The organism is Bacillus sp. SH5-2, from assembly GCF_008368905.1.
GTDB lineage: Bacteria > Bacillota > Bacilli > Bacillales > Bacillaceae_G > Bacillus_A > Bacillus_A luti.
In genome coordinates this window covers 146,388-171,403 of sequence record NZ_QOSD01000013.1, presented here as the reverse complement: position 1 = coordinate 171,403, position 25,016 = coordinate 146,388, and the positions used below count along the sequence as shown (strand labels likewise).

The window sequence follows — 25,016 nt, the reverse complement described above, 5'->3', positions numbered from 1 at the left end:
TAATTATAATAAAACCGAATCCTTATCACTATCCTGATTCCCCTTCTTATCATTCTCCAGAAAGAAAATCATTTTATTCATTTCCCACCTTATACTAGTATCGATAGCACCAAGGAAGATAATGAAGAAATAAAATTAGAACTAACAAAAACCCCTGTAAAATTTATTACAGGGGTTTTTGCCAATTATTTATTGTTTTGCATACCGAATATGAACGTTATCATCCATATGATAAATTTGTAATGTGTTTCCATCATAGTTTTGTAATTTATACATGATACTATCATTTGTTAGCTTTACTTCTTGACCGTCTTTAACTGCTTTTGTTACTTTTAAAGATAACTGGAATGATGGAACATCTACCTCATATGTTCCTGTTAAATAGTTATCTTTATTCGGATAAGAACCATTCGCATAGGACTCAAATGTTTTATCACCTTTTAGTACTAACGTAGTTTTTATACCACTACCGTAATCAATACCCCAATTACCAATAATCTCAGTACCATCTTTAATGTTCTTCTCCATGTTTCTATAACTAATTCCTAACTCTTCACTTGTACCAGCTGTACCTGAAAATACCCCAGTTTTAGCTTGACTTTTATCTGTTTGAGCCTGGCTACCAGTAGTTGGGTTTGCCTGTGTAGAATCACTTGTTGTACTAGTAGATTTTTCTGTGGCTGTATCACCTTTTATTTCAGATCTTAACTTATCGAATGTAGGCTTCCAAATACGTTTTGCTTCCTCTAGTTTTGTATTTGCTTTATTTAAGATTTCCTTATCAGTCTCTAAGCTGAATCCTTTATCGCTGAATAACTTCTCTATTTCACCAAATGTCTCTCTTAGTTTACTCGTCGCTCTTTCAATCTCTTTTTGGTCTTCTTTATGTTTTGGTGGTGCGTAAATCTTCTCTATTTTATCAAATACTTTATAAATGTCTTTAATACTATCTAATACCTCAGCTTTTGATTTACTTCCGTTTCTTAAATCCTTTACAGAAGCATCATAGTAATCAAATCGTCTTAACATATCCTGTTCAATGTCTAATAAATATTGTGCATAATCTTCATCCAAAACTCGAACCTTTTGAACATCTTTACTTTCTTCTTTCGAATTAGTTGATTTTTCTTTCGTTTCAGCAGCCTTAGATTTGCTTGTTTCTTCTGTCTTTTCCTCTTTACTTGCCGAATCTTTTACTGTAACACAGCCACTTAATAATAAGGCAACTGGAATTGCAGTAGCTATTAATTTCTTCACTTTCATACCTCATACCCCTTTAAGTAATTTATTCTTAGTTGGTCTTACTACCGATACTTTTCGCTGCTTCCTCAAACAGTTTTGAACCTTCTTGCGCTTTGCTTACTGCTTGATGCATTTTACTCTCGTCTTCTTGGTCCAATGCATCAAAGAGAAGTTGAAAACAATCCGCATACAGTTCCATCGATTGTTTTATCTTCGCCTGTTCTCCCTGTAACTCAGGAGGCGCTTGTAGGTTCTTCAGTTTCGTTGCGGTTGCCTTCGCTCCACCTAAACTCAGTTGTACTTCACTTTTCTTTTGTTTGTATGTTTTTACGTCTGAATCTGCTATTCCTTCAATTAATTTCATTGTATCTTCAATTTGAGTAGCACTGTTTATGATATCTGCCTTATACCTTTCAACATCTGAACCAGTTACCTTACCAGTTGAAGAAGTTGAAGAAGAGCTTTGTTGACTACTTGATGAACTACTGTTTGTACCTTCACCTTTCGCTACAGATAAGCTATCCTCTTTCTTGCTATCAGTTGACTTACTCTCTTTTTCAGTAGCCTTATTCTCTTTCTCTACCTTTTGCGTTTCTTCTTTCTTTGGTTCAGCTTTCTTACCATCAGTTTCAATTGTAATACAACCGCTCAATAACATAACTGGTAACGCTAAACTTACTAATTTCTTTGCTTTCATGATTACTAATACCCCTTTATTTGTAAAATGTAGTGCAAACAAGTTAATATACTTAACTAATAAATTTTCCAAGAATAATTTATTAGAATCTACCCCCATAGATTTCCTGTATATTCATAATCTTTCCATATATTATTTTACAAAGAATTACATATTTGGTCAAAGGGATTTATGTAGTCTTTAAAGGGAAAGTTATTAACCTAAGCGAAAAGAAAAGAAGCTAACAATAAATTGTTAACTTCTCAACTTAAGCGAAATAGTATCTTTCCCTATCTTCTAATATCTAGGTTGCGATTTAATATTTGTAAGATGAACATCATACATATCGATGATTTCAAGAAATCTATCAGCTTCACGGAAGACATGGTCTGCCAATAATGGGTGGATGATACTCTTTATTTTACACTGCTCAATTAAATCACGTGCTGTTTTCTTAAAGTCCCGAAGAGATGCAACCGACACACGATTTTGATCTAAAAATTGATCTAAAAGAGGGACTGTTTGGGATTGTGGTTTCATAGATTCTAAGTCAATTGCTTGATACATTAATGCATCAAAATCATTGCTAAAATTCCGTGCTGTATCTACAAGCTTTCTTTCCGATGGATCAAGAAGATGACCGATAAATTTAGCATGGTCTGCCATAATCCGTAAAAAGAAAACATTTTCTTTAATAATAGCATCAGGAAGGGCATCTAATTTCCCTTCATTTAATTCCATTAAACGTTTTCTAAAATAATCAGCTTCCCTACTTGTATGGTCAACTAACAGTGGAAAATTATTTTGTCCTGGCAATTTACATGTGAGAATCAATCCTAAAATTTTTCGTTTAAATCCCCAAATATTAGTTGCGGCTTGTTGTACTTCTGCATTAAATCTTTTTATTTGCTCAGGATCTGTTTCATTTGTATAGGAATGCGCTATTTGTTCGATATGTTCAAACAATCGATAAAATTGATTAGCCTCTTCGATTAATTGGGTATCCTCGCATCTAAATCCCAAGCGAAGAAAAAAAGAATGCTCCTTCATGATTCTAGACCAAAAACGAATTTCATTTAATGAACGCTCAACAAACATTACAGATGTAACACCTGTATCAGGATGTAATGTAGTGTCATCCCTATGCATTGTTAATCCCCCCCAGTAAATACTGTGCTAGTTCCATTCTTATGAGTAAAAATATATATAAATACCATCAATAAAAGCTCATGATGAATTTCGTATACATGCTCCCCAAAAAGGAAAAAGCTACCACCTAGATGTAAACTTTTACTAGATGGTAGCCATTCAAAATTTCTATTAAAGCAAAACCGAATCCTTATCACTACTCTGATTACGTTTCTCGCGTTCTTCTTCTAAACGCTTCATATATACTTCGCCTTCTTTTTCGATAAACTCATTATCCATATCTTGCTCTTTTTTCGAAGTATATAAAACCATGTAGCCGCTTAGTACAATCCCAACAATTACAAGATAAACCCACCATGGTAAAGTTTCCAAATCACTTCATTCCTTTCCTTAGACAAGCCTTATTAGTTTCACTGTATGAGGAAAGAAGTGGATTTATGCTTATTTTATTGTGGATGCTTCGAGAAAAATGCTTGTACGTATTCCATAAACTCAATTGGTTCCTGACGAAACGGCGCATGGTATCCTTTTTCAATAATATGAAACGTGCTATTTGCAAATAGCTGATGGTACAACTCACCATTTTCCCAAGAAACGCTCTTATCGTGTCGTCCCCATATAATTAAAGTCGGTACCTTAATTTTATCTGCTTCCATCGCAATGCGGCGCTCTCTCATTTTCGTTAGTTGATCATAATGCTCTTTATCATCGCGGCTATTTTTCACTGCATTTTTATTATAGTCCGTAATCTCTGTTACCGTTTGTAAATCCGTTGATAGCGGCGGCACTTCATAACTTTCTTTTTGCTGGAAAGACTCAATTCCTGTAGAATCTGCTAAAATGAGATGCGTCACTGCGTCCGGATATAAATACGCTAAATTAAGGGACATCTCTCCACCCATAGAATGACCGAGCACCGCAAACTGATCGTATCCGAGCTTCTTCATTAACTTATAATATAAATTCACTTGCGCAGGAAACGAATACTCAAAATCAACCGGCTTAGAAGAACGCCCAAATCCTAAAATATCAACTGCAATAATCGTATGGTCTCTTGCAAGCTCCGGATAAATATCACTAAATCCATCTGAAGAACCACCAAACCCATGAAGCATAAGTAAAGGCGGCTTCCCCTCACCAATTTGCTTAAAATAAATTGTCTGCCCATCAATTTGCGCCATACTCTCTTTCGTATGTAGCTTCATCATAACAGTATCTTTCACTTCTCCAACCTTCGCAATCGGCTTATCAACGAAGTTACACACTACAAGTAAAACGAGCACAATACCGCTAATTATATAAAACTTAAACCGTTTCAAATTTCCGTCTCCTTTCTCAAGTTGCCATTTCAAGTTTTTACATTTTTTGGTTATTTTATGATTAATTTTAATTGTAACCGATTCAGTTACAATTATACTAAAAAAATATTACTCACTTCTATTACTGATGGTTGTTTTGTAACCATTATAGTTACATATAAAAAGTAAGTCAATTATTTTATCTGCATTAACGGGCAGCCCGATTGATGCGAGCTAATAATCAATTGGTGCTACCTTCCTTTGCATTGCCGAATTACTTGGTGTCCTTACTTCTTTTAGTTAATAAAAAAAGCAAGCAGCTTCAGCTATCAGCTAAAACTACTTACTCTCCTACTTACTATCTCTATTTTTACTCTTTAATAAATTCCTTCGTACTTCTCACTGTATCAATTGGACGAACTAATTTTTCGATTTCTTCACGTTTTGGCTCTAAAAACGGAGGTAATGATAATTTTTCTCCAAGTGTTTCGTATGGCTCATCTCCCATAAATCCTGGGCCGTCTGTTGCAAATTCAAATAAGATTTGTGGTGCAACTCTTGCGTATAATGACTCGAAGAAGTGACGGTCTACATAGCCAGATGAAGGAAGCCCAACGCTACTAATTCTCTCAATCCATTCTTCTAATACAGCACGGTCCTCTACGCGGAATGCAGCATGGTGAACTGTACCAAAACCTTGTCGTGCTTCTGGAAGAACCGTATTATGTTCTACAATAACAGATGCACCGTTTCCGCCTTCGTTCACTTCAAATAAATAGAATTCTCCTTCTTGCGCAACCTCTTTAAATAATAGAACTTTTTCTAACACTTCTTTGAAGAAACTAAAGTTTGCAATACGGATGAATACAGGTCCTAAACCGGTAATTGCATATTCTAATGGAACTGGACCTTTTTGCCAAGGTGTACCTGATTCGATCCCTTTATCAAGTTCATCTGAAATTAATTGATAGTGTTGATCATCAAAGTCAACGAAAGATAGAGTTTTCTTACCAAATTGCTCTTTAATGCCTGTATGTTCCACTTCAAGACGGTCAAAACGTTTCACCCAATATGCTAACGATGCATCAGTTGGAACGCGGAATGAAGTTTTTGAAATTTCATTTGTACCGTGTACGCCTTTTGGAATACCTGGGAAGTCAAAGAATGTCATATCTGTTCCGGCACTACCTTTATCATCGGCAAAGAATAAATGGTACGTTTGAATATCATCTTGGTTTACCGTTTTTTTAACTAAACGCATTCCTAAAACGTGAGTGAAAAACTCATAATTCTTTTCTGCACTACTTGTAATCGCTGTAACGTGGTGAATTCCTTTTAATTGGTTCATTTTATATTCCTCCAATGGTTTTTAAATTTATATTTTCTCTTCTATTACTTCTCTTCAATAGGTGCTAAATTCGCTTCAATTTCTGCTCGCTGATCTTCTAAGAACGGCGGTAAGTCAAGTTTTTCTCCTAAATGTTCTACATCTTCATCAATTGTAAATCCTGGTCCATCTGTCGCAATTTCAAATAGGATTCCGTTTGATTCACGGAAATATAAGCTTTTAAAATAGAAACGGTCAATGATTCCTGAAGACTGGAAGCCTCTTTGTATCACCTGTTCTTCCCAATAAGCGAGCTCTGCATCATTTTTCACACGAATTGCTAAATGGTGAATGCTACCACGGCCCGGCTTTTCAGTAGGACCATCTAAATATTTCACAACAATTTCTCCAAAAGCCTCTCCTTTAATGGACTGGAAAATTGCTTCTTCATCATTTCGGCTAACCTCTGTATACCCAAACATCTCTGTAAGTGTACTTGCCATTTTATCAAGTCTACGAACTGTCATTTCCACAGAACCCATTCCTTGAATTTGATGCTTTGCAGGAACTTCTGATTTCTCCCAAGTTTCCCAGTGCTCTACTTTTTCTCCGTTTGAAACGAGTAGTACTAAGCGAAGACCTTCAGCATCCTCAAACTGCAAAGCAGGACGATTTGCATATGTTGTCATTTCACTATGTTTCACATCAAATTTCTCAAATCGTTCTTTCCAGTAATGTAAGCTTTCCTCAGAAGGAACAAGTAACCCGATTCGAGTAATTGCATTCGTACCACGATATGTTTTTCCTACTAAAGGAATTTCAAAAAACGATAATTCCGTACCTGGACTTCCTGTTTTGTCTCCGTAAAATAAGTGATACATAGACGGATCATCTTGGTTTACTGTCATTTTTACACGACGTAAACCAAGTACGTTTTTATAAAAATGATTATTTTCATTTGCGTTTTTCGTAACCATTGAAATGTGATGGTGCCCTTTAATTTCATACATCGATAATTCCTCCGTTTCATTTTACTAGTCAAGTGATAACTAAAAAATAACATTTCCCTCAACTAATATGGTTTTTAGCTTTTCAATTTATTCTTAATTATGTTTTTGTAAATTCATCTTAGTTTTTACTGAATAAGTTACTTTGTTTTGTAAATCGAAAGCAAATGAGTATATGTTTTTCATACGACTCATTTGCTTTCGTTACTATCACTTTACACCTCAAGTGATTAAAAAGCAAGGATAAAATCTCGAATTCAAGATATTTTTTTATTGAATAACATTTTAGAGTGGTGAATGGTTCTTTTGTAAAACAATTACTTACCTATTAAAGGCTTCTAATTCACTTGTTCAACCAAAGATTTTATAAACAAAAAGAATCCTACCTCTATGGAAGGATTCTTTTATTATGTAACTACTGTAAAAGTTTTTTTGATCACTTTTTCAAGATTACCTATTAAGAAAAAGTGTCATAATCAATATCTACATTCAATTGTTCTAATTACTTAAATTCAAATATAATTTTATTATATTTTTCTCACGATTTACAGCAGCATCTACTATTGACCTTATTAAACTTCCCTTATAACCTGTAGCACTAATCATTTCAAGTTTTTTTAATCCCATTGCATATGTTTGTACCAGGCTTTGTTGATGTGTGTAGACTTCACAGATGATGAAGCTTTAGACTTATACCTTAGTGTACCAATATTATTAGAACATCCTACAATATTTAGAAGGAATGTAGCCAATAAACACGATATTATTAATTTCTTCAAATAACCACTTCTAACTTTTTTTCAGTAACATTTTATTTATAACATAGGCTCATTCAAAATTATTCATATCAAAATAATAAATAATTGCAACCATACTTATTTTACATTACATTAAAGGTTAGAAATTATTCTTATACTCATAAAGTGTTACATATTAGGAGGAAACATGGAGTTTTATAATTTGGGTATCACCATTAAAGACCTTAGAATTAAAAAAAATATATCACAATCCGAATTATGTCATGGAATATGTTCACAAAGTCAAATTAGTAAAATAGAAAAAGGTATTATTTATCCATCTAGCATATTATTGTATCAATTATCTGAAAGGCTTGGTATTGATCCGAATTATATATTTGCACTAACTCAAAATAAGAAATTAAAATACGTAGAAAATGTAAAATATGTAATGAGAGATTGCACAAAACAAAAACAATATAAAGAACTTTATGAAATAGTGGAACAAGAAAAAAACGAGAATAATTTCCAATCAAAAGAAGATAAACAATTTCTAATCTGGCATGAATCAATTGCTAGATTTTATGTAAATAAATCAACAAAAACTGCTTTAAAGCTTTTAAACGATGCATTAAAACTAACTGTAACTAATTCTGATTTTTTATCAGAAAGAGAAATAGATATGATGCAGACAATGGCTATATTTCATTGGAACAACAAAGAATACGAAAAAAGCATTACTATCTTAAAAAGATGTTTAACTCATTTTAATAAGCTAGATTTTCCTAAAGATAAAGAAATTAAATTAAAAATCCTTTTTAATTTAGCAAAAATTTTAGGCCATGAACATCAACATGAAGAGGCAATAAAATACAATGATATGGGCATCAAATTCGCTATTAATCTAAATACTTTCTACCTATTGGGTGAACTATACTATGGGAAGGCTTGGAATTTATTGAAACTTAAACATTCCAACGAAGAAGATATTGCTAATAACATGGAAAAAGCGTTATTTATATTCGAACTAACAGAAAACAAAGACAAGTTAAAAATAATTAAAGAAAAATATTTTGAAAAGCGAAATTAAAAAACAGCCCCACTAAGCTTACTAACACTTAATGAGGCCATTTGCTTCACATTATTAATTATGGAACGTCGGTTTATAGAACGAACGATTATCAAGCGCAAAGACACGTTCTGTGTATTCGCCTGGTTTTGTACGTCCTAATGCGCGGTCCATCATGTTCATTTTTGCATCTAAGTTATCGATGTAGTGCAGAATTTCTGCTTCTTTTACTAATGGTGGTTTTGGGCTACCCCACTCTGCTTTTCCGTGGTGAGACAGAACGATGTGTTGAAGAATTAATACTTCTTCTGCATCGATTTGCAACTCATCTGCAGCTTTACCAATTTCATTCACCATGATAGAGATGTGACCAAGTAAATTTCCTTCTAACGTATACGTTGTAGAAATTGGGCCAGATAGCTCGATTACTTTACCAAGGTCGTGTAAAATCACGCCTGCATATAGTAAGTCTTTATCTAAAGATGGGTATAGAGTTGAAATTGCTTTCGCTAAATCTAGCATCGATACTACGTGATAAGCTAGTCCAGATACGAATTCGTGATGATTTTTCGTCGCTGCTGGATATTCTAAAAACTCGTTTTGATGCTTATTTAATAAATGTCTTGTTAGACGTTGAATGTTCGGATTTCTCATTTCAAATATGTATTGCGTAATCTTTTCAACCATATCTTCTTTTTTCACTGGTGCTTTTTCTACGAAGTCCGAGATGTCTGTTACTTCATTTTCATTCGCAACACGGATTTGTTTCACGCGTAATTGAATACGGCCTTTGTAGTTTAGAATATCTCCAGCTACTTTAACGATTGTTTCTGGCACATATTGTTTCTCAACTTCTGGTGATACGTCCCATAGCTTCGCTTCAATATCTCCACTTGGGTCTTGTAAGATTACTGTTAAAAACGGCTTTCCATTACTCGCGAGACCTTTCGTCGCTGTTTTAATTAACAAGAAAACATCGACTTGTTCACCAACTTCATACTCTGCAATTTTCTTTTTCATTCGAATTCCTCCACCAAATCAGTTACTTTTAGTATAGCACATTACAACTCATTTTCTTTACGCTTATGCGTTAATTTTATAATCTGTTTTTCCGTAAAGAACGACAATAAATGAACGTGACATGTAAAGAAGATGACTTGTCTATCTTTCGCGATTTCTTTTATCAGTTCAATCGTTCGATTCGTCCTTACCGCATCGAAGTGTACGAAACTATCATCAATAATAAATGGATAGTCATGCTCAAATGTTTTCGCAAGTGCAAATCTCAGCGATAAATATAACTGCTCTGCTGTCGCTTGGCTTAGTTCATGACTGTAAAAACGCATGCCGTCGTTACGTTCAACAATGAAAGGTTCCGCCTCTGACGGTGAAAAGATTTTACTATATCGTCCGCCCGTTAAATAGACGAAATACTCTTCTGATTTTTGTAAAATACGGGGAAGATGTACTTCGTGATAATATTGCTTCGTTTTCGTCAATACTTTCTTTGCCGCCGCATAAGCAGCCCATTTCTTCACTTGTTCGCGCACTTGCGCTTTTTTCATTTCCCATTCGTGCATCAAATCACCGTACGTACTTCCTTCTTCTAAATTTGCAATTTCCATACGATGTTTCGCAATACGCTCTGTCAGTTCTTTCTCCCCTGTAAGACAGTTTTGTACGATTGTAATTTCTCGCTTTAATTTCTCCTCATAACCGTCAGCTTCATAATGTTCAGCTAATGATAAACTCGTTAAACGTTGTTCTAACAGATCAATTTGGGGTAATAAACGCCCCACTTGCTTATCGGCATCTTCACGTTTCTCCGCTAGTTTACCTACTTCTAAAAACATCTCTTCATCTGTAGCCTCTGCAATATGCCATAAACTATCTCGTTCTACTAACAGTTGTTTCAATTGCTCTTGCGTAAATTCATATTCTTCTTGCCATTCCACTAGCTTCTCTTTCAGCTGCTTACAAGTTTGACGCTTCTCTTTCTCAATTTGCATACGACTTTGCGCCTCATGCAAATTACTATACTCTGCGCTACCGATAACAGTTTCTAGTTTATGTTCAAATTGCGAAATCATTTCATATAATGAGGATTTCCGCGCGCCTTTCTTCTCTAATTCACGATACAATTGCTGCATTTTTTCAATACGCTCAAACGCCGGCAATATGTGTGCATACGTATAAAAATCAGGGAACATATAGCGCGTTTTATATGCATCTACTTGTTCGCTGACGCGGAACGTCTCTCTCTCCCATTCCTCATACGATGAAACGACTTTATCATAAGCACGTTCCATTTGCTGTAACTTATAAGACTCACGCTCAAATAGCTTACGAATTTCTTCATCCTTTTCTAATTGATAGCGCACAGACATCGCTTCTTCACTTTGTCTCCCGCCAGCGCTTTGCTGAAGAGTAAGGAGCTCTTCTTGTAATCCGCTTGATGGATCTTTATATAAAACAAGGGCAAGAACAATCCCTACAAAAACAATGACACTAATAAACAAAAGCGGGCGGTTATCAATAAATAAACTCGTGAATAAAACAAGCGTGTTAATAAGAAGTAACAGAAGACAAACTCTTTGCCACTGCTTTTTCTTTTGCATAGCCGCTCCTGCTTTTTCCTCATACTTACGCTTCATTCTCTCTGCACCCATGCCGATAAACGCCGCATCTTGGAACGACTTTTCTTTCTCATCTAATGCAGTTCGCTCTTCATCAGCTAACATTTGTTTCTGAATCTGTCTTATATTTTCTTCTTGTTCTTCTAATTGCTCTTGCGCTACTTTGAAATGATCATCAAGCTGTGCTTTTTGCGTTTCTAACTCGCGCGCCTTTTGCACTGTTTGCGTCATTAACTCTTTCGTCGCCAAACTCATATCAAACGAAAGAACCGTTTCTTTTTCAAAAGTAGCACCGATTTGTTGCTCCAGCTCTGCAATTTCTTCTTTTATATTCGCAACATTCCCGCTCATATCACGCATTTCTTGGCGTGCATTTTCATAAGACATATGCTGCATACGAAGTTCTTCTACGTAACTTTCTTTTCGTAAAAACTCTTCATCTATTTGAATCGATTCCATTTCCGATTGCACTGTCTCTATTTTTTTATGGAGCGAATCAACTTGCAACTGAAGCGGCTCCATCTTTGCCTTGATTGCCTCATAACGCGCTATTCCGTTTACAGGAAACTGCCCGCGCTCGTTTTCTAACACTTTCTCATGCGTACGCTTTTCAATAACGAGAGGTTCAAGCGCTGCTAATATTTCATAATCTTGCTTTCGCTTTTCGGCTAACTCTTTTTCTGCGCGAACAGAAGCAAGTTTCTCTTCACTTTCTTTTAACTGCTCCACTTGTTTTTCATACGTGCCAATTTTCCCTTGCCACTCTTTCATCTTCTCTTCCAGCTTCTTCATCTCTTGCAGTGACACGTTAATTTCTGGCTTACGACCACTCGGCTTAAAACGCTGATCCATTTCTTTCTCTAGCTTTTTATCGAGCTGCAATAACGCATCGCTTCCGACTGCACTTGCCGAAAATAAATAATTGCCGATATCCGCTTCGCCAAGCTGATGAATGTTTTGAAGGCCATGCATATCAAAAGAAAAGACCGATTCAAATAAACTTTCATTCATCCCGCTTAATATGTCGTGCAAAATTTCCTCGCCGCCCGTTTTCCCGTCTTCAAAATAAACGGTCACCTCACCAGCTGCTGTTTTCGGCAATCGTTCAATTTTCAAACGACCGTACTTCTCTGTTTGTACAGTCATCGCACCGCCATACTTCCCGCCTTCTTTCGGCTCATAACGGCGTTGTCCTCTCGTCGGAAAACCGAATAAAATACTTTTCATAAACGAACGAATTGTCGATTTCCCAGCTTCATTTTCACCGTACAACACAGTCAACAAGGAAAGATCCATTTCCACATTTTCTAATTTTCCGTACCCATAAATATGGAGTTTTTCAATTCTCATTTCTTATCCCTCTCTTGCTGGAATAATTGTTCTAAAATAATATTTTCCGCTTCCTTTTGAATCTCTCTCTTCTCTTCTTCTGTAAAAGATTCAATACTATTACGCGCTATAGGCGATGTCCAAATGGTGCGCAACACGCCGTCCATATTTGTGAAAGCTTCTAACTCCTTCAGCACACTACCGACGAAATGATTTTCTTCTTTCAAACGCTCGATTTCCGCAAACGAAACTGTCTCATTTTTCCACTTCATCACATATACGAAATCTTTTCGCTCTTCTCCAGCTGCTAAAATATGAAAAATCTCTTCCACGCGCTTTTCATCACGCAAATAAGGAGAAAGTGGGCCTTGTCCTGTAAATACGGCAGTTAAAAGCGTCCCTTCCTCTTCTCTTCGGCATTCATTCATCGCTGTTGACACTGCCGTCATAAGATCATCAACCGTTTCCAGTCCATCGATACTCACTTCAATCTCACCCCATACAACATCTGCCGTATGGAAAAATGAACAATGCGTTCCTTGTTTTGTTAGTTCAATAAGGTATGCGCCCTTTTCCTCTGTTTCCTTACGATGACGTCCTTGTATATTACCTGGATAAATAATATACGGCTCTTCTGATAAAATTTCACGTTTATGTATGTGGCCAAGAGCCCAATAATCAAACTGCTTCTCTTTCAGCTCACGAATTTGAAACGGTGCATAGCGATTATGCTCTGCATCTCCTTCCACACTCCCGTGAAGCATGCCAATATGAAAAGGCGCATCACGCATTTTCGTATACTGCGCTGTCATATTATCCGTTACCGCTTGCTGCAAATAACTAAACCCGTAAATAGAAGCTAACAACTCACCATTTTTATAAAACGATTTCTCTTCTACATAAGGCTCCGTAAACACATGAACATTTTCCGGAAACTCAATCGCTGCCCAGCTTCCTCCTAAATGATCGTGATTACCGTGAATAATAAAAACAGGGATATCGTATTGCGAAAGTCTCTTCATTTGCTCACGCACAAACACTTGCGCTCTCAAACTTCTCGTCTCCGCATCATACAAATCCCCGGCTAGTAATACGAAATCAACGCGCTCTTGAATCGCTTTATCAACAATACGTTCGAACGATTCAAACGTACTTTGCTTCATTCTTTCCCAAACAGACTGCGGTACATTCATCTCCATCCCTTTAAACGGACTATCTAAATGCAAATCAGCCGCATGTATAAACTTCACTTGTTTCACAAATAACGATCCTTTCCTTTTCCGTACTTTACTACGAATAGTAAATCTAGTGCTCATAAAACTTTCACTCTATTTTACCACGCAATGTCATATATTTCTTTGCATATTCTAGTGATTTATGCCAAAATAGTTATAAGATTCTGATTTTTATTATTGGAGGGAAATTTCATGGGAGTATACGTTCTAACAGTCTTTGAAAAAGATGGTTCAAAAGCATTAGACGAATCATTCGAGGCGGCAACTGAAAAAGAAGCGAAAGCAAAAGGTGAATCTATTTTACAAGAAAAAGGATTGTATGAAAAAACACATCGCTGCACATCTTCTGCAGGTAAGCTCGTTTTATTCCAGCGCTAAAAAAGAAGCGTCATCCGCTTCTTTTTCACTCTACTATATCTTCGTCACACCACGTAAACACCACATCTAGAATGCGATTACCGATACGTACGCGCTTATTCCATTTACCTGTTTGGATCTGATGTTGCAATTCTGCTTTCATCTTTTCCGTCCAGTCGTGAATTGTTTCACCGCCTTCGTACGGATATACGCCTGGAAACTCTTTCTGCAGTAGATGCAAACTCTCTGCATCAAAATGAAAATGGAAGAAGTAGTTTGCTGTAAGCGATGGTTCTTGCAATCGTAAAAAATGATCATCAATTTGCTTTCTATTTCGATAGAAAGTAAAGATATTCACTTTACCGCTCGTAATTTGGTCAATTTGAATTTCGTGCTTCTCTATAATCACGTCTTGTCCACCTCGTTGTATACTACCTTTAGTATATATGTCTTTTGCAACAAAGTTAACCATTTTCGCGCGAAATTCATTTCCTTCATTAATACCCGTACCTCCAAGTACGATCAGAACAAACAAAAACAAAGTTGAAGGGGAGCGATCACATGTATTTCGGAAGCAAAGGTTGGTATGTAAAAGAACTTAAAAAATTAGGTATCCGCACTTATGAAGGTAAAAAACTAGAATCGTATCGTACACATGTGTTATCTAGTTTACTTGAGAGAATGAAGAAGGCTTCGGCTTAATAGATGTAGGAAGCAACTACGGTTGCTTCCTTTTTATTTTGCGTATATCCCCTCCTATATGTAAATGAAACAAGCAATTGAACTACAAATGCTATAATAAATCCAACTACACTAAGGGGGAAAATTACCTTGCGCGGAAAACACATTCAATTTCATGAGTTTGGCAACCCAAAAGATGTATTGCAAGTTGAATATAGAAATATAGAATCATTAAAAGATAATGAAGTTCTCGTTCGTATGTTAGTTAGACCGATTAATCCGTCTGACTTAATTCCGATTACCGGAGCTTATGCACATAGAATCCCATTACCTAACATACCTGGTTATGAAGGTGTTGGTATTGTAGAAGATGTAGGTGCGGGCGTTTCTAGAGACTTTATCGGCAAACGCGTTTTACCTTTACGCGGGGAAGGTACTTGGCAAGAATTCGTTACAACATCGGCTGATTTTGTCGTCCCTATTCCCGATTCCATTGATGATTTCACGGCGGCACAAATGTACATTAATCCCCTTACAGCATGGGTTACGTGTACAGAAACACTAAACTTAAAACAGGGTAACGTTTTATTAGTAAATGCTTGTGGGTCCGCTATTGGTCACCTTTTTGCGCAGTTATCACAAATTTTGAATTTCCGACTCATTGCAGTGGCAAGAAATAGTAAACATACAGAGGAATTACTTCAACTGGGTGCTGATTATGTAATAGATACGTCCACTGCTCCGCTTCACGAAACAGTTATGGAGTTAACAAACGGGACCGGGGCCGATGCTGCGATTGATTCTATTGGAGGACCTGACGGAAATGAATTAGCATTTTGTGTACGTCCAAACGGCCACTTTTTAACGATCGGTCTTCTATCAGGCGTACAAGTAAACTGGGCAGAGATTGTCACGAAAGCAAAGGTTCACGCGAACATATTTCATTTACGACATTGGAATAAAGACGTACCGCCGTATAAATGGCAAGAAACGTTTCGTCACTTAATTCGCTTAGTGGAAAATAAACAATTATGTTTTATGAAAGTCCATTCTACATACGACCTAGCAGATGTGAAAACGGCGGTTGATGTTGTGCAGTCTGCTGAGAAAACGAAAGGGAAAGTGTTTTTGACTAGTTATTAAATACAATTGAAGAGGTCTTTTGGCTCACCTTTTAAATAGACTAGATAGTACATTTAGGAATATCCATTTGTAAACATATGGTAAAATTTTATTAAAAGATGAAAGGAGGGTCTAACATGTGGTTCATTACGGCGATTGCGCCTATTGTAATAATCGGAGGCATTGTATTATATGTAATAAAAAGAATGGAACATAAATATAAAGAGGGAACATTAGGTAAGAAAAAATCAAACGAAGCTCAAAATTTACTAGATAGTTTAATACCTATAGGGATGCTTATCGGCTGTATAATCGGTTTGATTTTCGGCATATTTTTCCCGGCTTCTCTAATGCTTTCAATTAGTTTAGGGGCTGGAATGGGCTATTTATTTGGTTTTTTCGCCTATGAATTTTATAGCAAGACAGGAAATAACTTTTCATAATCCAAAAGGAATACGCGGGACAGTACATAGTAATAAAATATGTATTGTCCTTTATTCTGCATCAACGTTACCTTCGTTTTTTATTACAAATTCCCTCTTAACCACCTCTAAAGTTATTCATACCACTAATTCTCCCATTACCTCAAAACAATAATTTTATTATTTAACATAAAGTTAACACTTTCTTTAAACATATATAAAGATTGCTACATTCCTTACTTTTCCCAATAAAAACGTTATATACTACATTTGAAATAAGCAAACGCGTCTGCTTATTATCAACATCTTCCATGCCATATCTTTTATTGAGCGCTAGGAGCAATCCTAGCCTTTTTTATTCGATTTATAAATCTTTCATTTCAATTTTAGTCATAAATAAAAGAACAATAGAAGTGAAAGATTTTGAAGATGACTCTTTTCTTAAAGAATACATTACATTCTTTTTACTTCTACAACTTGAAAACAAAAAATCCCCTCAAAGCATAAGCTTCAAGGGGTGAGCCTGTTTTTTTACTTATATACGTACAGCTGTACCACTTACAGCAACCATTAACATTCCATCACGAACTACTTCGTAATCTACGTCAACACCAACGATAGCGTTCGCACCTTTTTGTTTTGCAAGTTCTTTCATTTCATCCATTGCGATATCACGTGCTTCTTTTAGCTTGCTTTCATAAGAACCAGCACGACCACCGACAACATCACGAACGGAAGCAAATAAATCGCGGACAATATTTGCACCCATAATAGCTTCACCATTTACAATATCGATATACTCAATAATCTCTTTACCTTGAATTCCAGAAGTTGTTGTTACAATCATGACTGACACTCTCCTAATAAGTTGTTGTTTTTCATTCGCTTTCTTATGTCTTTATTATGACATGGAAAAAGTAACTAATCTATTGAATTACCTTACATGAATGTGACAATTTTGTAAGAGTAATATATTATCCCCACCATTTTCTTACAATAACTGCACAAATTAACAGAAAATTGTTACAATTAAAGTTGAGGAGGGATAACATGAAAAAAATCACTTATGTATGCGCAATAACCGTTCTATCTTTCACTTTAATTGGTTGTACAAGCACCTCAGCTACAGATAAAGCTTCACAAGCTAAGCAAGAACATACACAAACCATTCAATTAAACTCCGCGAATATTACAGACATTGAAATATTTAGAACAGGCAACAATGAGACTTCCAAATCTCAAACAGATAATGAAGAAATGATAAAATCTATCGTTTCAGCAGTCCAAAATGGCACTCCTAAAACAATCACATTAGATCAAAAAAAGAGAGCATCCGCTCATTCTACTATAACCATTACATATAAAGATGACTCAAAAGAAGAGTTTCTTGCGTGGGTTGATAATAAAGAACAAATTACGATTGCTAAAGATGAGAAGAAAGATAAAGTTGAAGGTGTGACAGTAAAGATTACAGACATTAAAATGATGAAAGATTTTTTTTAAATGTAAAAAGGATCTCCTTTAAGGGGATCCTTTCTCTCTTCATACAGCCTATCGAGTTCTGCTCCTTATCATCCAAAGCAAAAATATTAATTATATATTATGAAGACGTTTATTTACTCTGTAGTTATATAACAATTGTTGCTATTGCAGAAAAGTACAACAGGCTGGACAACCTAGATTGCAAACTGTAAGATTAGATGTTGTTAAAATTAAATACAGCAAAACATATATAGAAAATAGGTGTTAATTTTGAAAATCAATAAAAAATTTGAACCAATAATTTTTAATATCTTTATGATTTTAGGTATATCTAGTATTATCTCTTTCGTCATGGTTTCAATGAATGTTGGGTATACAGCTTTATTTCTCAAATCATGGATAAAAACATGGGGAATTGCTTTCGTGCTTGCATTTTTAGCTTCTAAATTACTACCCTTTGTAGTGAAAAGGATAATGAAAGTATTCACATTTGTTGAGAAGGATGCGTAAAAATAAAGTGATACACTACTCTGATTCATTTAAATTAAAAGAGATACTCATCACAAAACTTAACCTAGTAAAGTAATATACGTAAAATGTTTCCACTCGAAGGAAAGCACCTTAAAAGTTGTCTTTTCTTTATATGTTAAAAAAGCTCGCCTATTTCCGTAGGCGGGCTTTATCTTTATTACACAATATGAAAGTATACTCTATTTTTCTCTAAAATTTTATGTAATTATACATATTCATGAAAATAGAAGAAGTAAAATTGTCATTACAACTTAGTTATCATTAGAATGTTTTTCTACAAAATCAAGGATTCTAGCATTAACTTCGTTAGAAAACTCACCATTGATTGCGTGAGATGCATTTTTCCAATTAACTATATCAATATCTTTCACATATTTTTTCCCAGTTTCAACTGCTTTTGCCGAATTGTGCATTGTACTTTTTTCAGCCATTAATGCAAGTACTGGAATATTGATATTCTTTAAGTCTTCTTTACTAAATAGATCAGGCGCTGGCGTTTTCAGTTTATAGTTACGCATACCCGATTCGATTAACTTAGCGATCGGCTCATCGTCATTTATTTCTGCTCCTCCAGAAACATAGCTTAACATCTTTTCTCTTATAAACTTAGGTACAATAGGAACGGAAGCTGGAATAGATGCTAGAATCATCTTTATGGATATTTGCGCAAATACAAAGACTGGGTCCAATAAACTAGCCGTAGCAATATGCTCAGGATTATATCTAGCCAAGTTCATTGTTGTCCAACCTCCAATGGAGACACCCACGATATGCACTTTTTCTAAACCTAATCCTTCAATTACTTCATTTAGCCATTCTGCTTGTTGCTTTTTGTTTTCTATCACCTTCGTTTGCACACTCATTCCAGGTTCACCGAGTAAGTCTATCGTATAAACAGGCCTTTTCTCCCTTAACCCTTCTAAATTTGGGACCCACATTGGAGTAGATGCACCGCGTCCAGGGAGTAAGAGCATTGGTTCCTTATGTTTATTTTCCTCTTTAGTAAAGTAATAAGCACGAATTGTGCCATATTTAGTTTTTATATCTTTCGTTTCGTTAGGTTTTGGAAGGAGTGCCATTGATTCATCGTAGGCGATTTGAAAATCTTCCTTCCCTTTTTCGGATATAAAGTGACCAATCTTATTATCATCTCTCTTCATTTGAATTCCTCCTTTCTACAAATATATGGATGAACTTTATCTATATACTCATGGTAATCATCCATTGAAAATATATCTTCTTTAAGGAAAAACTCTTATTTTAAAAAAGAAAAAGACACCCTAAGGTGCCTTCCTCCGACTTGAACCATCTTAATTTTAATAATATGTATTGGACTCCCATCCAACTATTATTTTACTATGCTAAGCTGTTTTTGTTTATTGAGAAATATAATAGTTTATTTATTCTGGTCGTCTGTATGAGGTCTTTTTGTAGTCCATGCAGCGATGACACCTAAAAGTCCTTGCTTGAGCAATATAAATAATGCGAAATTTGAACCAATGGCTAGAAAAATGAGCATTACTGTGTATGTATTGAATCTCATTATAAACAACCACCCACTAGAACTATGTTTAAGAAAATTTCATCATTTTTTCCCGAAAAAAAATAGTATTAAACAAACTTTAACTTCTTTGCTCCAGCCAAATTTTGAGGTGGGAGTTTTACTACCCGTTATCGCGAGATGACTTTCCATATTCCCACTCTTTATCATGAATATATAATCCTTCTTGACCAAAGAAATGGCAAATAAATTTTTTTTCATCACTATAAGTTTTTTTAGCTAGTTTAGATCCCTTCATAATTTGCTTTGTTCCAGAACGTAAATAATGGATTTCTCTAAAGTCTTCAACTGCAGATTCGAAATTTCCATCGTACCATTTGTTCAAAATAGATTCATATTTCGGTCTTTCATCATTATTGATAACATTTAAGTTATTTTTTAAGTATTGAATGTTCTCTTTCGTCATTTGGAATCGCCCTACCTCACGAGTACCAGGAACATGAAGATTATTCCCATTGAATGTAAGTTTTTGTAAAGACATATGTATCATCATGTCATTTATATTTTGCTCGCTTTGGATTTCTCCAATCGCCTGTGCCGCTTTAGATAATTCATCTTCACTTACTACATAACTATCTTTTTGTTGCTTTTGAACTTTCGTTTTTTCCTGAACATTTTCTTCTTGTTTAAATTTTGATTCCGTTATAGTCTTCTCATTTGAGCTACAAGCAGCTATCCCCATAAGCAATGTACCGCATGTTAACACCAGAAGTAACTTTCGTTTCATTTTTTTCCGCCTATCTGTAGTAGTTATTTTAAATAGTTTTTTAAAATATAAGATTTCTCATCTTATAGTAACAAACGATCCATTTTTATATTGTTATATTTTGTCGAAATATCCAAAAAAAGAGAGAACTTACTATCGTCGGGGGAATGGCAAAAGAATTAGTACGTGATTTTTACATATCACGCTGTTAATACATATATTACAACCATTGCAAAAGATAAGTATTACTTTTCAAAAATACATCATATGTTTATTTTCAAAGCTGTTCCAAATTAACTGCGGCAATCTTTTTTTGTGCATATGCTATTAAATTCAGGAGAAATCTTGTAACTTCTGTCATCTTATTTACTTCAGCAGCTATATGTATTTTTCTATCCATCCTGGCAATATTTAAGTAATTAACGTGACTTTAGTTCAATAAGCCAATGTATAATAAACGCTCAGAGCTTTTATGCCCTGAGCAATTTAAACGCTAATTATTGTGTATGTTGTTAATTCGAAAGCTAGTTTTATTATTTATCCGCAAATTGCAATTTTGTACTTCAAAATCGAACCCGTGGAGTTTTTCCTTCTTAATACGTAAACGTAATCGTCACTAAAGAATACCCTTCTTTCGCATTATACGGCTCCGCTTTATAAGAAACGCGGTTGGACCCTTTCGGATAACCGATTTCTCCAATTGCCTTTTTCACATCTTGCAGTGCACCGTTCATTGATTGCTTATAAAGCACTTCAATTTTCTCTGGTTTTGCACTATAACGCTGCTGCATTTTATTTTTTAATTCGGTATAGTTATTTGCGATGTATTCATTTCCTAAATAGTTGAGCTTCGTGTCTTTTAATATTTGCTCATATGCAGGTTTTTTCATGCCACCTGCCGCAACTTTACTCGTCAGTGTACTATAATAGTTTGTTGTAGCTTGCGGATAGTCCCCGCGGTTCCACTCATGATTTCTTGCGATTTGCTCATCCGATAAGTTGAAGTATGAATACGTTACGCGGCCTTGCTCATCTGGCACTGGATCATCGAATGTTGTATCGAGATGATACCATTTGTTTTCGATTTTCACTAAATTCCAAGCATGAGGTTGTCCGTCCCCAGTGCCTGTCACAAAATGATTTTCAATACCAGCTTCTTTTAATAATTGATAGGTTAATAGTGCGTAACCTTGGCAAACAGCAGAACGATTTACGAGTGCTTCATATGCTGTGTACGCTTTATAAGACGTATCGTAAGAAACATGTTTTACGACATAATCATGAATCGCCTTCACTTTTTCATGATCATCCATTCCAACTTGAATAATAGAAGAGACAATTGCCTTTGCTTGTTTCATTACATATTCCGTTTGTTCTTTCGTTTCACGATATGTAATTTTTAGCGTAAATGTGTAATTTCCAGGTGATCCAGAAAGCCCATATGAAACATTCGATCTATTATAATTTGTATACTCATTTTTATTTGCAACTTCTTTATATGCGTTAAAAAGCGTATCCATCACTTCTTGCATATTGCTATTTTTCGTTTTATATGGAAGTGTAATATTTGTTTCGTATGTATTAATACGCTTTTGTACTTCATCTTTAAATGCTGTTAATAACGCCGCATCTCCTGTATCTTGCACGGCAACTTCAGGCTTTTTATAGTTCAAAGTATTATATAAAAACTGCGCATATTGTTCACGTTTTACCACACCGTATGGATCAAATTTCCCTTCGCCTGTACCAGATGCAATCCCATTTGATTGCACGGCACTAATCGCATTTCCGCCCCAAAAATCGTTTGGAACATCGCTAAATGTATGTTTTTGTTTCGCCGAAAGATGAAAAGCATTTGTAAGAATTTGCGCCATTTCTGCACGATTCACAGGAGCTTTCGGTCTAAAGTTCCCTTTCTCATCCCCTTTAAATACCCCTGCCTTCGTTAACATTAAAATTTCCTCAGGGAACATCGTAGAGTTTTGGTTAATATCGCCATAAGGATTACTAAACTTAGATCCATCTTTTAATATATAAAGAGAATTATTGCTACTAAACGTTCCACCTTGTTTATTCGGAAGCATAACACGATATACTAAAGCCGCTACTTGCTCCCTCGTCGCAACATCTCCAAAACCAAATATCCCATTTCCATAACCTGAAATAATATTTTTACTCGCTAAATCTTTAATCGCTGGATACGACCAATGCGATGTCGGCACATCAGAAAAAATGCCTGCTTCAGCAGCCTTTACATCACTGCCATTTGTATATAATAAAGCACCACCTATAAGTGATAATGATGTAATTGATTTTAATAATTTTGTGTACATAATGTCTTCTCCCAATACGTCTTCTATTGTTGTATTTTTTTGTCGAAAAATCTAAAAGACTATGACAAGACACATTATACAATTAAAAGTTTTTGGAGGATATATTAAATTTCAAAATATGCAAAAATTCATATTGTTATAGGAGTTCATCGTGATATTATGCTGTTTTATTTGTAAATATATAAAGGGGTATAGTGTATTATGTCGAAAATACCATTTACAACCCAGTTGCTCTACTTCTATTCATAAAAGAAGTAAAGAATACACCAACATAAATATCAACCTAAAGAGGTGTTAATAATATGAAAAATAAAAGATGTGATAATTGTGGTTCTACTAATTTTAAAGAAGGACGAGTTGGAAACGCCTTTCATGCGTATGTTTGCGATGATGAACCTAGTAGGTTCTTTTCAGGAGGAAAGAGTTCAAAACTATTAACCACATTTTGTTTAGAGTGCGGTGAGGTAAAATCATTTAGAGTGGAAAAACCAGAAAAATTTAAAGAATAAAATACATTCAAGACCCTCAAATTCTGCTGTAAAGGGTCTTCTTGTTAGGTAGTGTTTTACTCATAGCCTAATTCTTTTTTTAAACGATCTGTTTTTTCTTTACATATAAAAAAGAAAGAAAAATAAACAAATGACACAACAGTTAGTTTGTATTATTAAAAATTAATAAAATTTGAAGCTAGAGTTAAGTACAATCAACTTTACATTCTAATTTAGAAAATTTCAGGTGGTGTCGGTAATGTTTGAATATCTTTTAATTAAAGTCTTATTTACTATTTTCTTCATTAGCCTAATCGTGTTAATCAGTATAATATGGGCTAAAATAGAAAACATTCTGGACAATACTGTATTTAAAAATGTTTCTGAGAAATCTAGATATGCAGTAACTATGATGATCGTTATGGTGGTCGAATTCGCTATCATAGTCACTACTTCATTCAATTGGGGATCTTCTATTATTGATACCCTCTTTTTCGGCAGTATTATTTTGTTCTGCTGCATATGGTTAATACCTTATTTTGTTACTCAGCAACAAAACGTTGCTAAAGTTATGGATAAGCATTTTAGTGGAGGAGTAGATTTAGGTGAAGTCCAAGTTCATCGTGCAAAACTTTCTGCATTTAATCTAGGAAGCATTGTATTTTCTATAGTTGGAATTATTGTGCCTATTTGTTACTACTTTAAATACTTTTTATAGAGGCTTATCAGTTCTTTTGTAAATTTAAAAACTGCAGAAACAACTTAAATTCATAGACAACCCATTCAAATGAAAACCACTATTCGGATTTAAGAGCACCTAGCGAAGTTACCAATCAACTATATAGAAAAATCCCCTCCACCTTAAGGCAGAGGGGATCTTCTAATTCCTACTTCAAACTACCCGCAATCTCCGTAAAGATAACTCCAAGCGCATGTGCACCTGCATTTGGATACCCTAAACTTCGTTTGAAGTACTCTCTAGCCAAGAGTCTACACATGGAGCAAGCGCGTCAGCAAGCAAAAGTGTATTCTGCATTTCTGAAAACAGTAGATGGCAGATTGTGACCTGCTGAATCTGCTAAGAAAGAATATACAAGAACATCCTTAACATCATCTTTATTTCCACTAATAATAACATCAAGGAAATCTTCTATTTGGAATTCTGGAGTAAACAACACAATCTTAGTTGTTCTGTTTGGTTCTAAAGAAACAAAAGTACGAGAGATTTCAACTAATTCATTTTGAGTTGGGAAAGAAGTGTTTGGACTTCTCTTAACAGTTACCGTTACATTACTAGTATGGCAGCGTGAATCATTGTTTAACATAATGTTGAGAGCAGTTGGAATAATCCCATTTTCAGAAACTGGAACTCGAAACACTCCAGTAGATTTATGAGCCATATAATCACATCCTTTCAAAATAAAATATATTTACAATATATTAAATGCAAAAAACGTTCATTTTGATAGGGACAAATTATATGATTAATATATCTATAATAACCCTCGTTTTTACTAAGCCAATGATTCAAAATTCTTTTTTAAAATACAAATCAGATTCTGATATGATATATAAATATCTAAAATACTAGCAAACAATAGTTATGAAGGTATCCTTTCATGAAACAA

At 35.0% G+C, this 25,016-nt stretch carries 26 protein-coding genes; 9 read left to right on the top strand and 17 right to left on the bottom strand.

The window, feature by feature from the left end; translation table 11 throughout:
- Positions 1 to 189: 189 nt before the first annotated feature.
- The 7 genes from DN410_RS11055 to DN410_RS11020 all read right to left on the bottom strand — a co-directional run bounded on the left by DN410_RS11055 (position 190) and on the right by DN410_RS11020 (position 6,702).
- Positions 190 to 1,263, bottom strand: a complete 1,074-nt coding sequence (locus DN410_RS11055) for a DUF3994 domain-containing protein (protein WP_149176525.1) — start codon at positions 1,261 to 1,263, stop codon at positions 190 to 192.
- Between the two features lie 28 nt (positions 1,264 to 1,291).
- Entirely contained in the window at positions 1,292 to 1,939 is a 648-nt protein-coding gene (locus DN410_RS11050; protein ID WP_149176524.1) for a DUF7018 domain-containing (lipo)protein, read from the bottom strand.
- A gap of 276 nt (positions 1,940 to 2,215) precedes the next feature.
- Positions 2,216 to 3,067, bottom strand: a complete 852-nt coding sequence (locus DN410_RS11040) for a DUF2935 domain-containing protein (RefSeq protein WP_149176522.1) — start codon at positions 3,065 to 3,067, stop codon at positions 2,216 to 2,218.
- A 171-nt stretch (positions 3,068 to 3,238) separates the two neighbouring features.
- Complete coding sequence (locus DN410_RS11035; protein ID WP_000449226.1) at positions 3,239 to 3,439, bottom strand: sporulation YhaL family protein; 201 nt, start codon at positions 3,437 to 3,439, stop codon at positions 3,239 to 3,241.
- A 74-nt stretch (positions 3,440 to 3,513) separates the two neighbouring features.
- Positions 3,514 to 4,386 (bottom strand): alpha/beta fold hydrolase, encoded by an 873-nt coding sequence (locus tag DN410_RS11030; RefSeq protein WP_149176521.1) that lies wholly within the window; start codon positions 4,384 to 4,386, stop codon positions 3,514 to 3,516.
- Positions 4,387 to 4,735: 349 nt separating this feature from the next.
- The gene (locus DN410_RS11025; protein ID WP_149176520.1) at positions 4,736 to 5,713 is read right to left on the bottom strand and encodes a ring-cleaving dioxygenase; all 978 of its coding nucleotides are present in this window, start codon (positions 5,711 to 5,713) and stop codon (positions 4,736 to 4,738) included.
- A gap of 44 nt (positions 5,714 to 5,757) precedes the next feature.
- Complete coding sequence (locus DN410_RS11020) at positions 5,758 to 6,702, bottom strand: ring-cleaving dioxygenase (protein ID WP_149176519.1); 945 nt, start codon at positions 6,700 to 6,702, stop codon at positions 5,758 to 5,760.
- 942 nt (positions 6,703 to 7,644) lie between these two features.
- Here DN410_RS11020 and DN410_RS11015 point away from each other — a divergent pair.
- Positions 7,645 to 8,526 carry a helix-turn-helix domain-containing protein gene (locus tag DN410_RS11015; RefSeq protein WP_149176518.1) on the top strand — a complete coding sequence of 294 codons (882 nt, stop codon included), beginning with the start codon at positions 7,645 to 7,647 and terminating at the stop codon, positions 8,524 to 8,526.
- Positions 8,527 to 8,580: 54 nt separating this feature from the next.
- On the opposite strand, the gene yhaM is transcribed toward DN410_RS11015, so the two are convergent.
- The 3 genes from yhaM to DN410_RS11000 are packed head-to-tail and all read right to left on the bottom strand — an operon-like array spanning position 8,581 to position 13,729.
- Positions 8,581 to 9,525 carry a 3'-5' exoribonuclease YhaM gene (gene yhaM / locus DN410_RS11010; protein WP_149176517.1) on the bottom strand — a complete coding sequence of 315 codons (945 nt, stop codon included), beginning with the start codon at positions 9,523 to 9,525 and terminating at the stop codon, positions 8,581 to 8,583.
- A gap of 41 nt (positions 9,526 to 9,566) precedes the next feature.
- On the bottom strand, positions 9,567 to 12,491 hold the full coding sequence (locus DN410_RS11005; protein ID WP_149176516.1) for an ATP-binding protein: 2,925 nt from the start codon (positions 12,489 to 12,491) through the stop codon (positions 9,567 to 9,569).
- Positions 12,488 to 13,729 (bottom strand): metallophosphoesterase family protein, encoded by a 1,242-nt coding sequence (locus DN410_RS11000; protein ID WP_149176563.1) that lies wholly within the window; start codon positions 13,727 to 13,729, stop codon positions 12,488 to 12,490. Before DN410_RS11000 ends, DN410_RS11005 begins: the two co-directional genes overlap by 4 nt.
- A 168-nt stretch (positions 13,730 to 13,897) precedes the next feature.
- Here DN410_RS11000 and DN410_RS10995 point away from each other — a divergent pair, with 168 nt between their 5' ends.
- A complete protein-coding gene (locus tag DN410_RS10995; protein ID WP_000539551.1) occupies positions 13,898 to 14,083 on the top strand; it encodes a YhzD family protein in 186 nt (61 codons plus the stop codon).
- A 25-nt stretch (positions 14,084 to 14,108) separates the two neighbouring features.
- Here DN410_RS10995 and DN410_RS10990 read toward each other — a convergent pair whose 3' ends face one another.
- Positions 14,109 to 14,471, bottom strand: coding sequence for a hypothetical protein (locus tag DN410_RS10990; RefSeq protein ID WP_000582780.1), 363 nt, complete (start codon positions 14,469 to 14,471; stop codon positions 14,109 to 14,111).
- A 152-nt stretch (positions 14,472 to 14,623) separates the two neighbouring features.
- Between DN410_RS10990 and DN410_RS10985 the strand changes: the two genes are divergently transcribed.
- The 3 genes from DN410_RS10985 to DN410_RS10975 all read left to right on the top strand — a co-directional run bounded on the left by DN410_RS10985 (position 14,624) and on the right by DN410_RS10975 (position 16,308).
- Entirely contained in the window at positions 14,624 to 14,764 is a 141-nt protein-coding gene (locus tag DN410_RS10985) for a YflJ family protein (protein WP_000273536.1), read from the top strand.
- Positions 14,765 to 14,893: 129 nt separating this feature from the next.
- Positions 14,894 to 15,886 carry a zinc-dependent alcohol dehydrogenase family protein gene (locus tag DN410_RS10980; RefSeq protein ID WP_149176515.1) on the top strand — a complete coding sequence of 331 codons (993 nt, stop codon included), beginning with the start codon at positions 14,894 to 14,896 and terminating at the stop codon, positions 15,884 to 15,886.
- 116 nt (positions 15,887 to 16,002) lie between these two features.
- Entirely contained in the window at positions 16,003 to 16,308 is a 306-nt protein-coding gene (locus DN410_RS10975; RefSeq protein WP_149176514.1) for a hypothetical protein, read from the top strand.
- A 514-nt stretch (positions 16,309 to 16,822) separates the two neighbouring features.
- On the opposite strand, the gene DN410_RS10970 is transcribed toward DN410_RS10975, so the two are convergent.
- Positions 16,823 to 17,134: a YbjQ family protein gene (locus DN410_RS10970; RefSeq protein ID WP_000637511.1), complete on the bottom strand. Its 312-nt coding sequence runs from the start codon at positions 17,132 to 17,134 to the stop codon at positions 16,823 to 16,825.
- A gap of 203 nt (positions 17,135 to 17,337) precedes the next feature.
- Here DN410_RS10970 and DN410_RS10965 point away from each other — a divergent pair, with 203 nt between their 5' ends.
- Positions 17,338 to 17,790 (top strand): ACT domain-containing protein, encoded by a 453-nt coding sequence (locus DN410_RS10965; RefSeq protein WP_149176513.1) that lies wholly within the window; start codon positions 17,338 to 17,340, stop codon positions 17,788 to 17,790.
- Between the two features lie 249 nt (positions 17,791 to 18,039).
- Entirely contained in the window at positions 18,040 to 18,279 is a 240-nt protein-coding gene (locus DN410_RS10960; RefSeq protein ID WP_149176512.1) for a DUF2798 domain-containing protein, read from the top strand.
- Positions 18,280 to 18,551: 272 nt separating this feature from the next.
- Here DN410_RS10960 and DN410_RS10955 read toward each other — a convergent pair whose 3' ends face one another.
- The 4 genes from DN410_RS10955 to DN410_RS10945 all read right to left on the bottom strand — a co-directional run bounded on the left by DN410_RS10955 (position 18,552) and on the right by DN410_RS10945 (position 22,900).
- A complete protein-coding gene (locus tag DN410_RS10955) occupies positions 18,552 to 19,460 on the bottom strand; it encodes an alpha/beta fold hydrolase (protein ID WP_149176511.1) in 909 nt (302 codons plus the stop codon).
- Between the two features lie 236 nt (positions 19,461 to 19,696).
- Entirely contained in the window at positions 19,697 to 19,843 is a 147-nt protein-coding gene (locus DN410_RS27915) for a hypothetical protein (protein WP_179958600.1), read from the bottom strand.
- A gap of 121 nt (positions 19,844 to 19,964) precedes the next feature.
- Positions 19,965 to 20,588, bottom strand: a complete 624-nt coding sequence (locus DN410_RS10950) for a DUF6241 domain-containing protein (RefSeq protein ID WP_149176510.1) — start codon at positions 20,586 to 20,588, stop codon at positions 19,965 to 19,967.
- Between the two features lie 572 nt (positions 20,589 to 21,160).
- Positions 21,161 to 22,900: an S-layer homology domain-containing protein gene (locus DN410_RS10945; RefSeq protein ID WP_149176509.1), complete on the bottom strand. Its 1,740-nt coding sequence runs from the start codon at positions 22,898 to 22,900 to the stop codon at positions 21,161 to 21,163.
- Positions 22,901 to 23,202: 302 nt separating this feature from the next.
- Between DN410_RS10945 and DN410_RS10940 the strand changes: the two genes are divergently transcribed.
- Together DN410_RS10940 and DN410_RS10935 are read left to right on the top strand one after the other, a co-directional pair.
- The gene (locus DN410_RS10940; RefSeq protein WP_149176508.1) at positions 23,203 to 23,409 is read left to right on the top strand and encodes a hypothetical protein; all 207 of its coding nucleotides are present in this window, start codon (positions 23,203 to 23,205) and stop codon (positions 23,407 to 23,409) included.
- A 238-nt stretch (positions 23,410 to 23,647) separates the two neighbouring features.
- Positions 23,648 to 24,106: a hypothetical protein gene (locus tag DN410_RS10935; RefSeq protein ID WP_149176507.1), complete on the top strand. Its 459-nt coding sequence runs from the start codon at positions 23,648 to 23,650 to the stop codon at positions 24,104 to 24,106.
- Between the two features lie 292 nt (positions 24,107 to 24,398).
- Here DN410_RS10935 and DN410_RS10925 read toward each other — a convergent pair whose 3' ends face one another.
- Positions 24,399 to 24,788: a hypothetical protein gene (locus DN410_RS10925; protein ID WP_029437700.1), complete on the bottom strand. Its 390-nt coding sequence runs from the start codon at positions 24,786 to 24,788 to the stop codon at positions 24,399 to 24,401.
- Between the last annotated feature and the right edge of the window lie 228 nt (positions 24,789 to 25,016).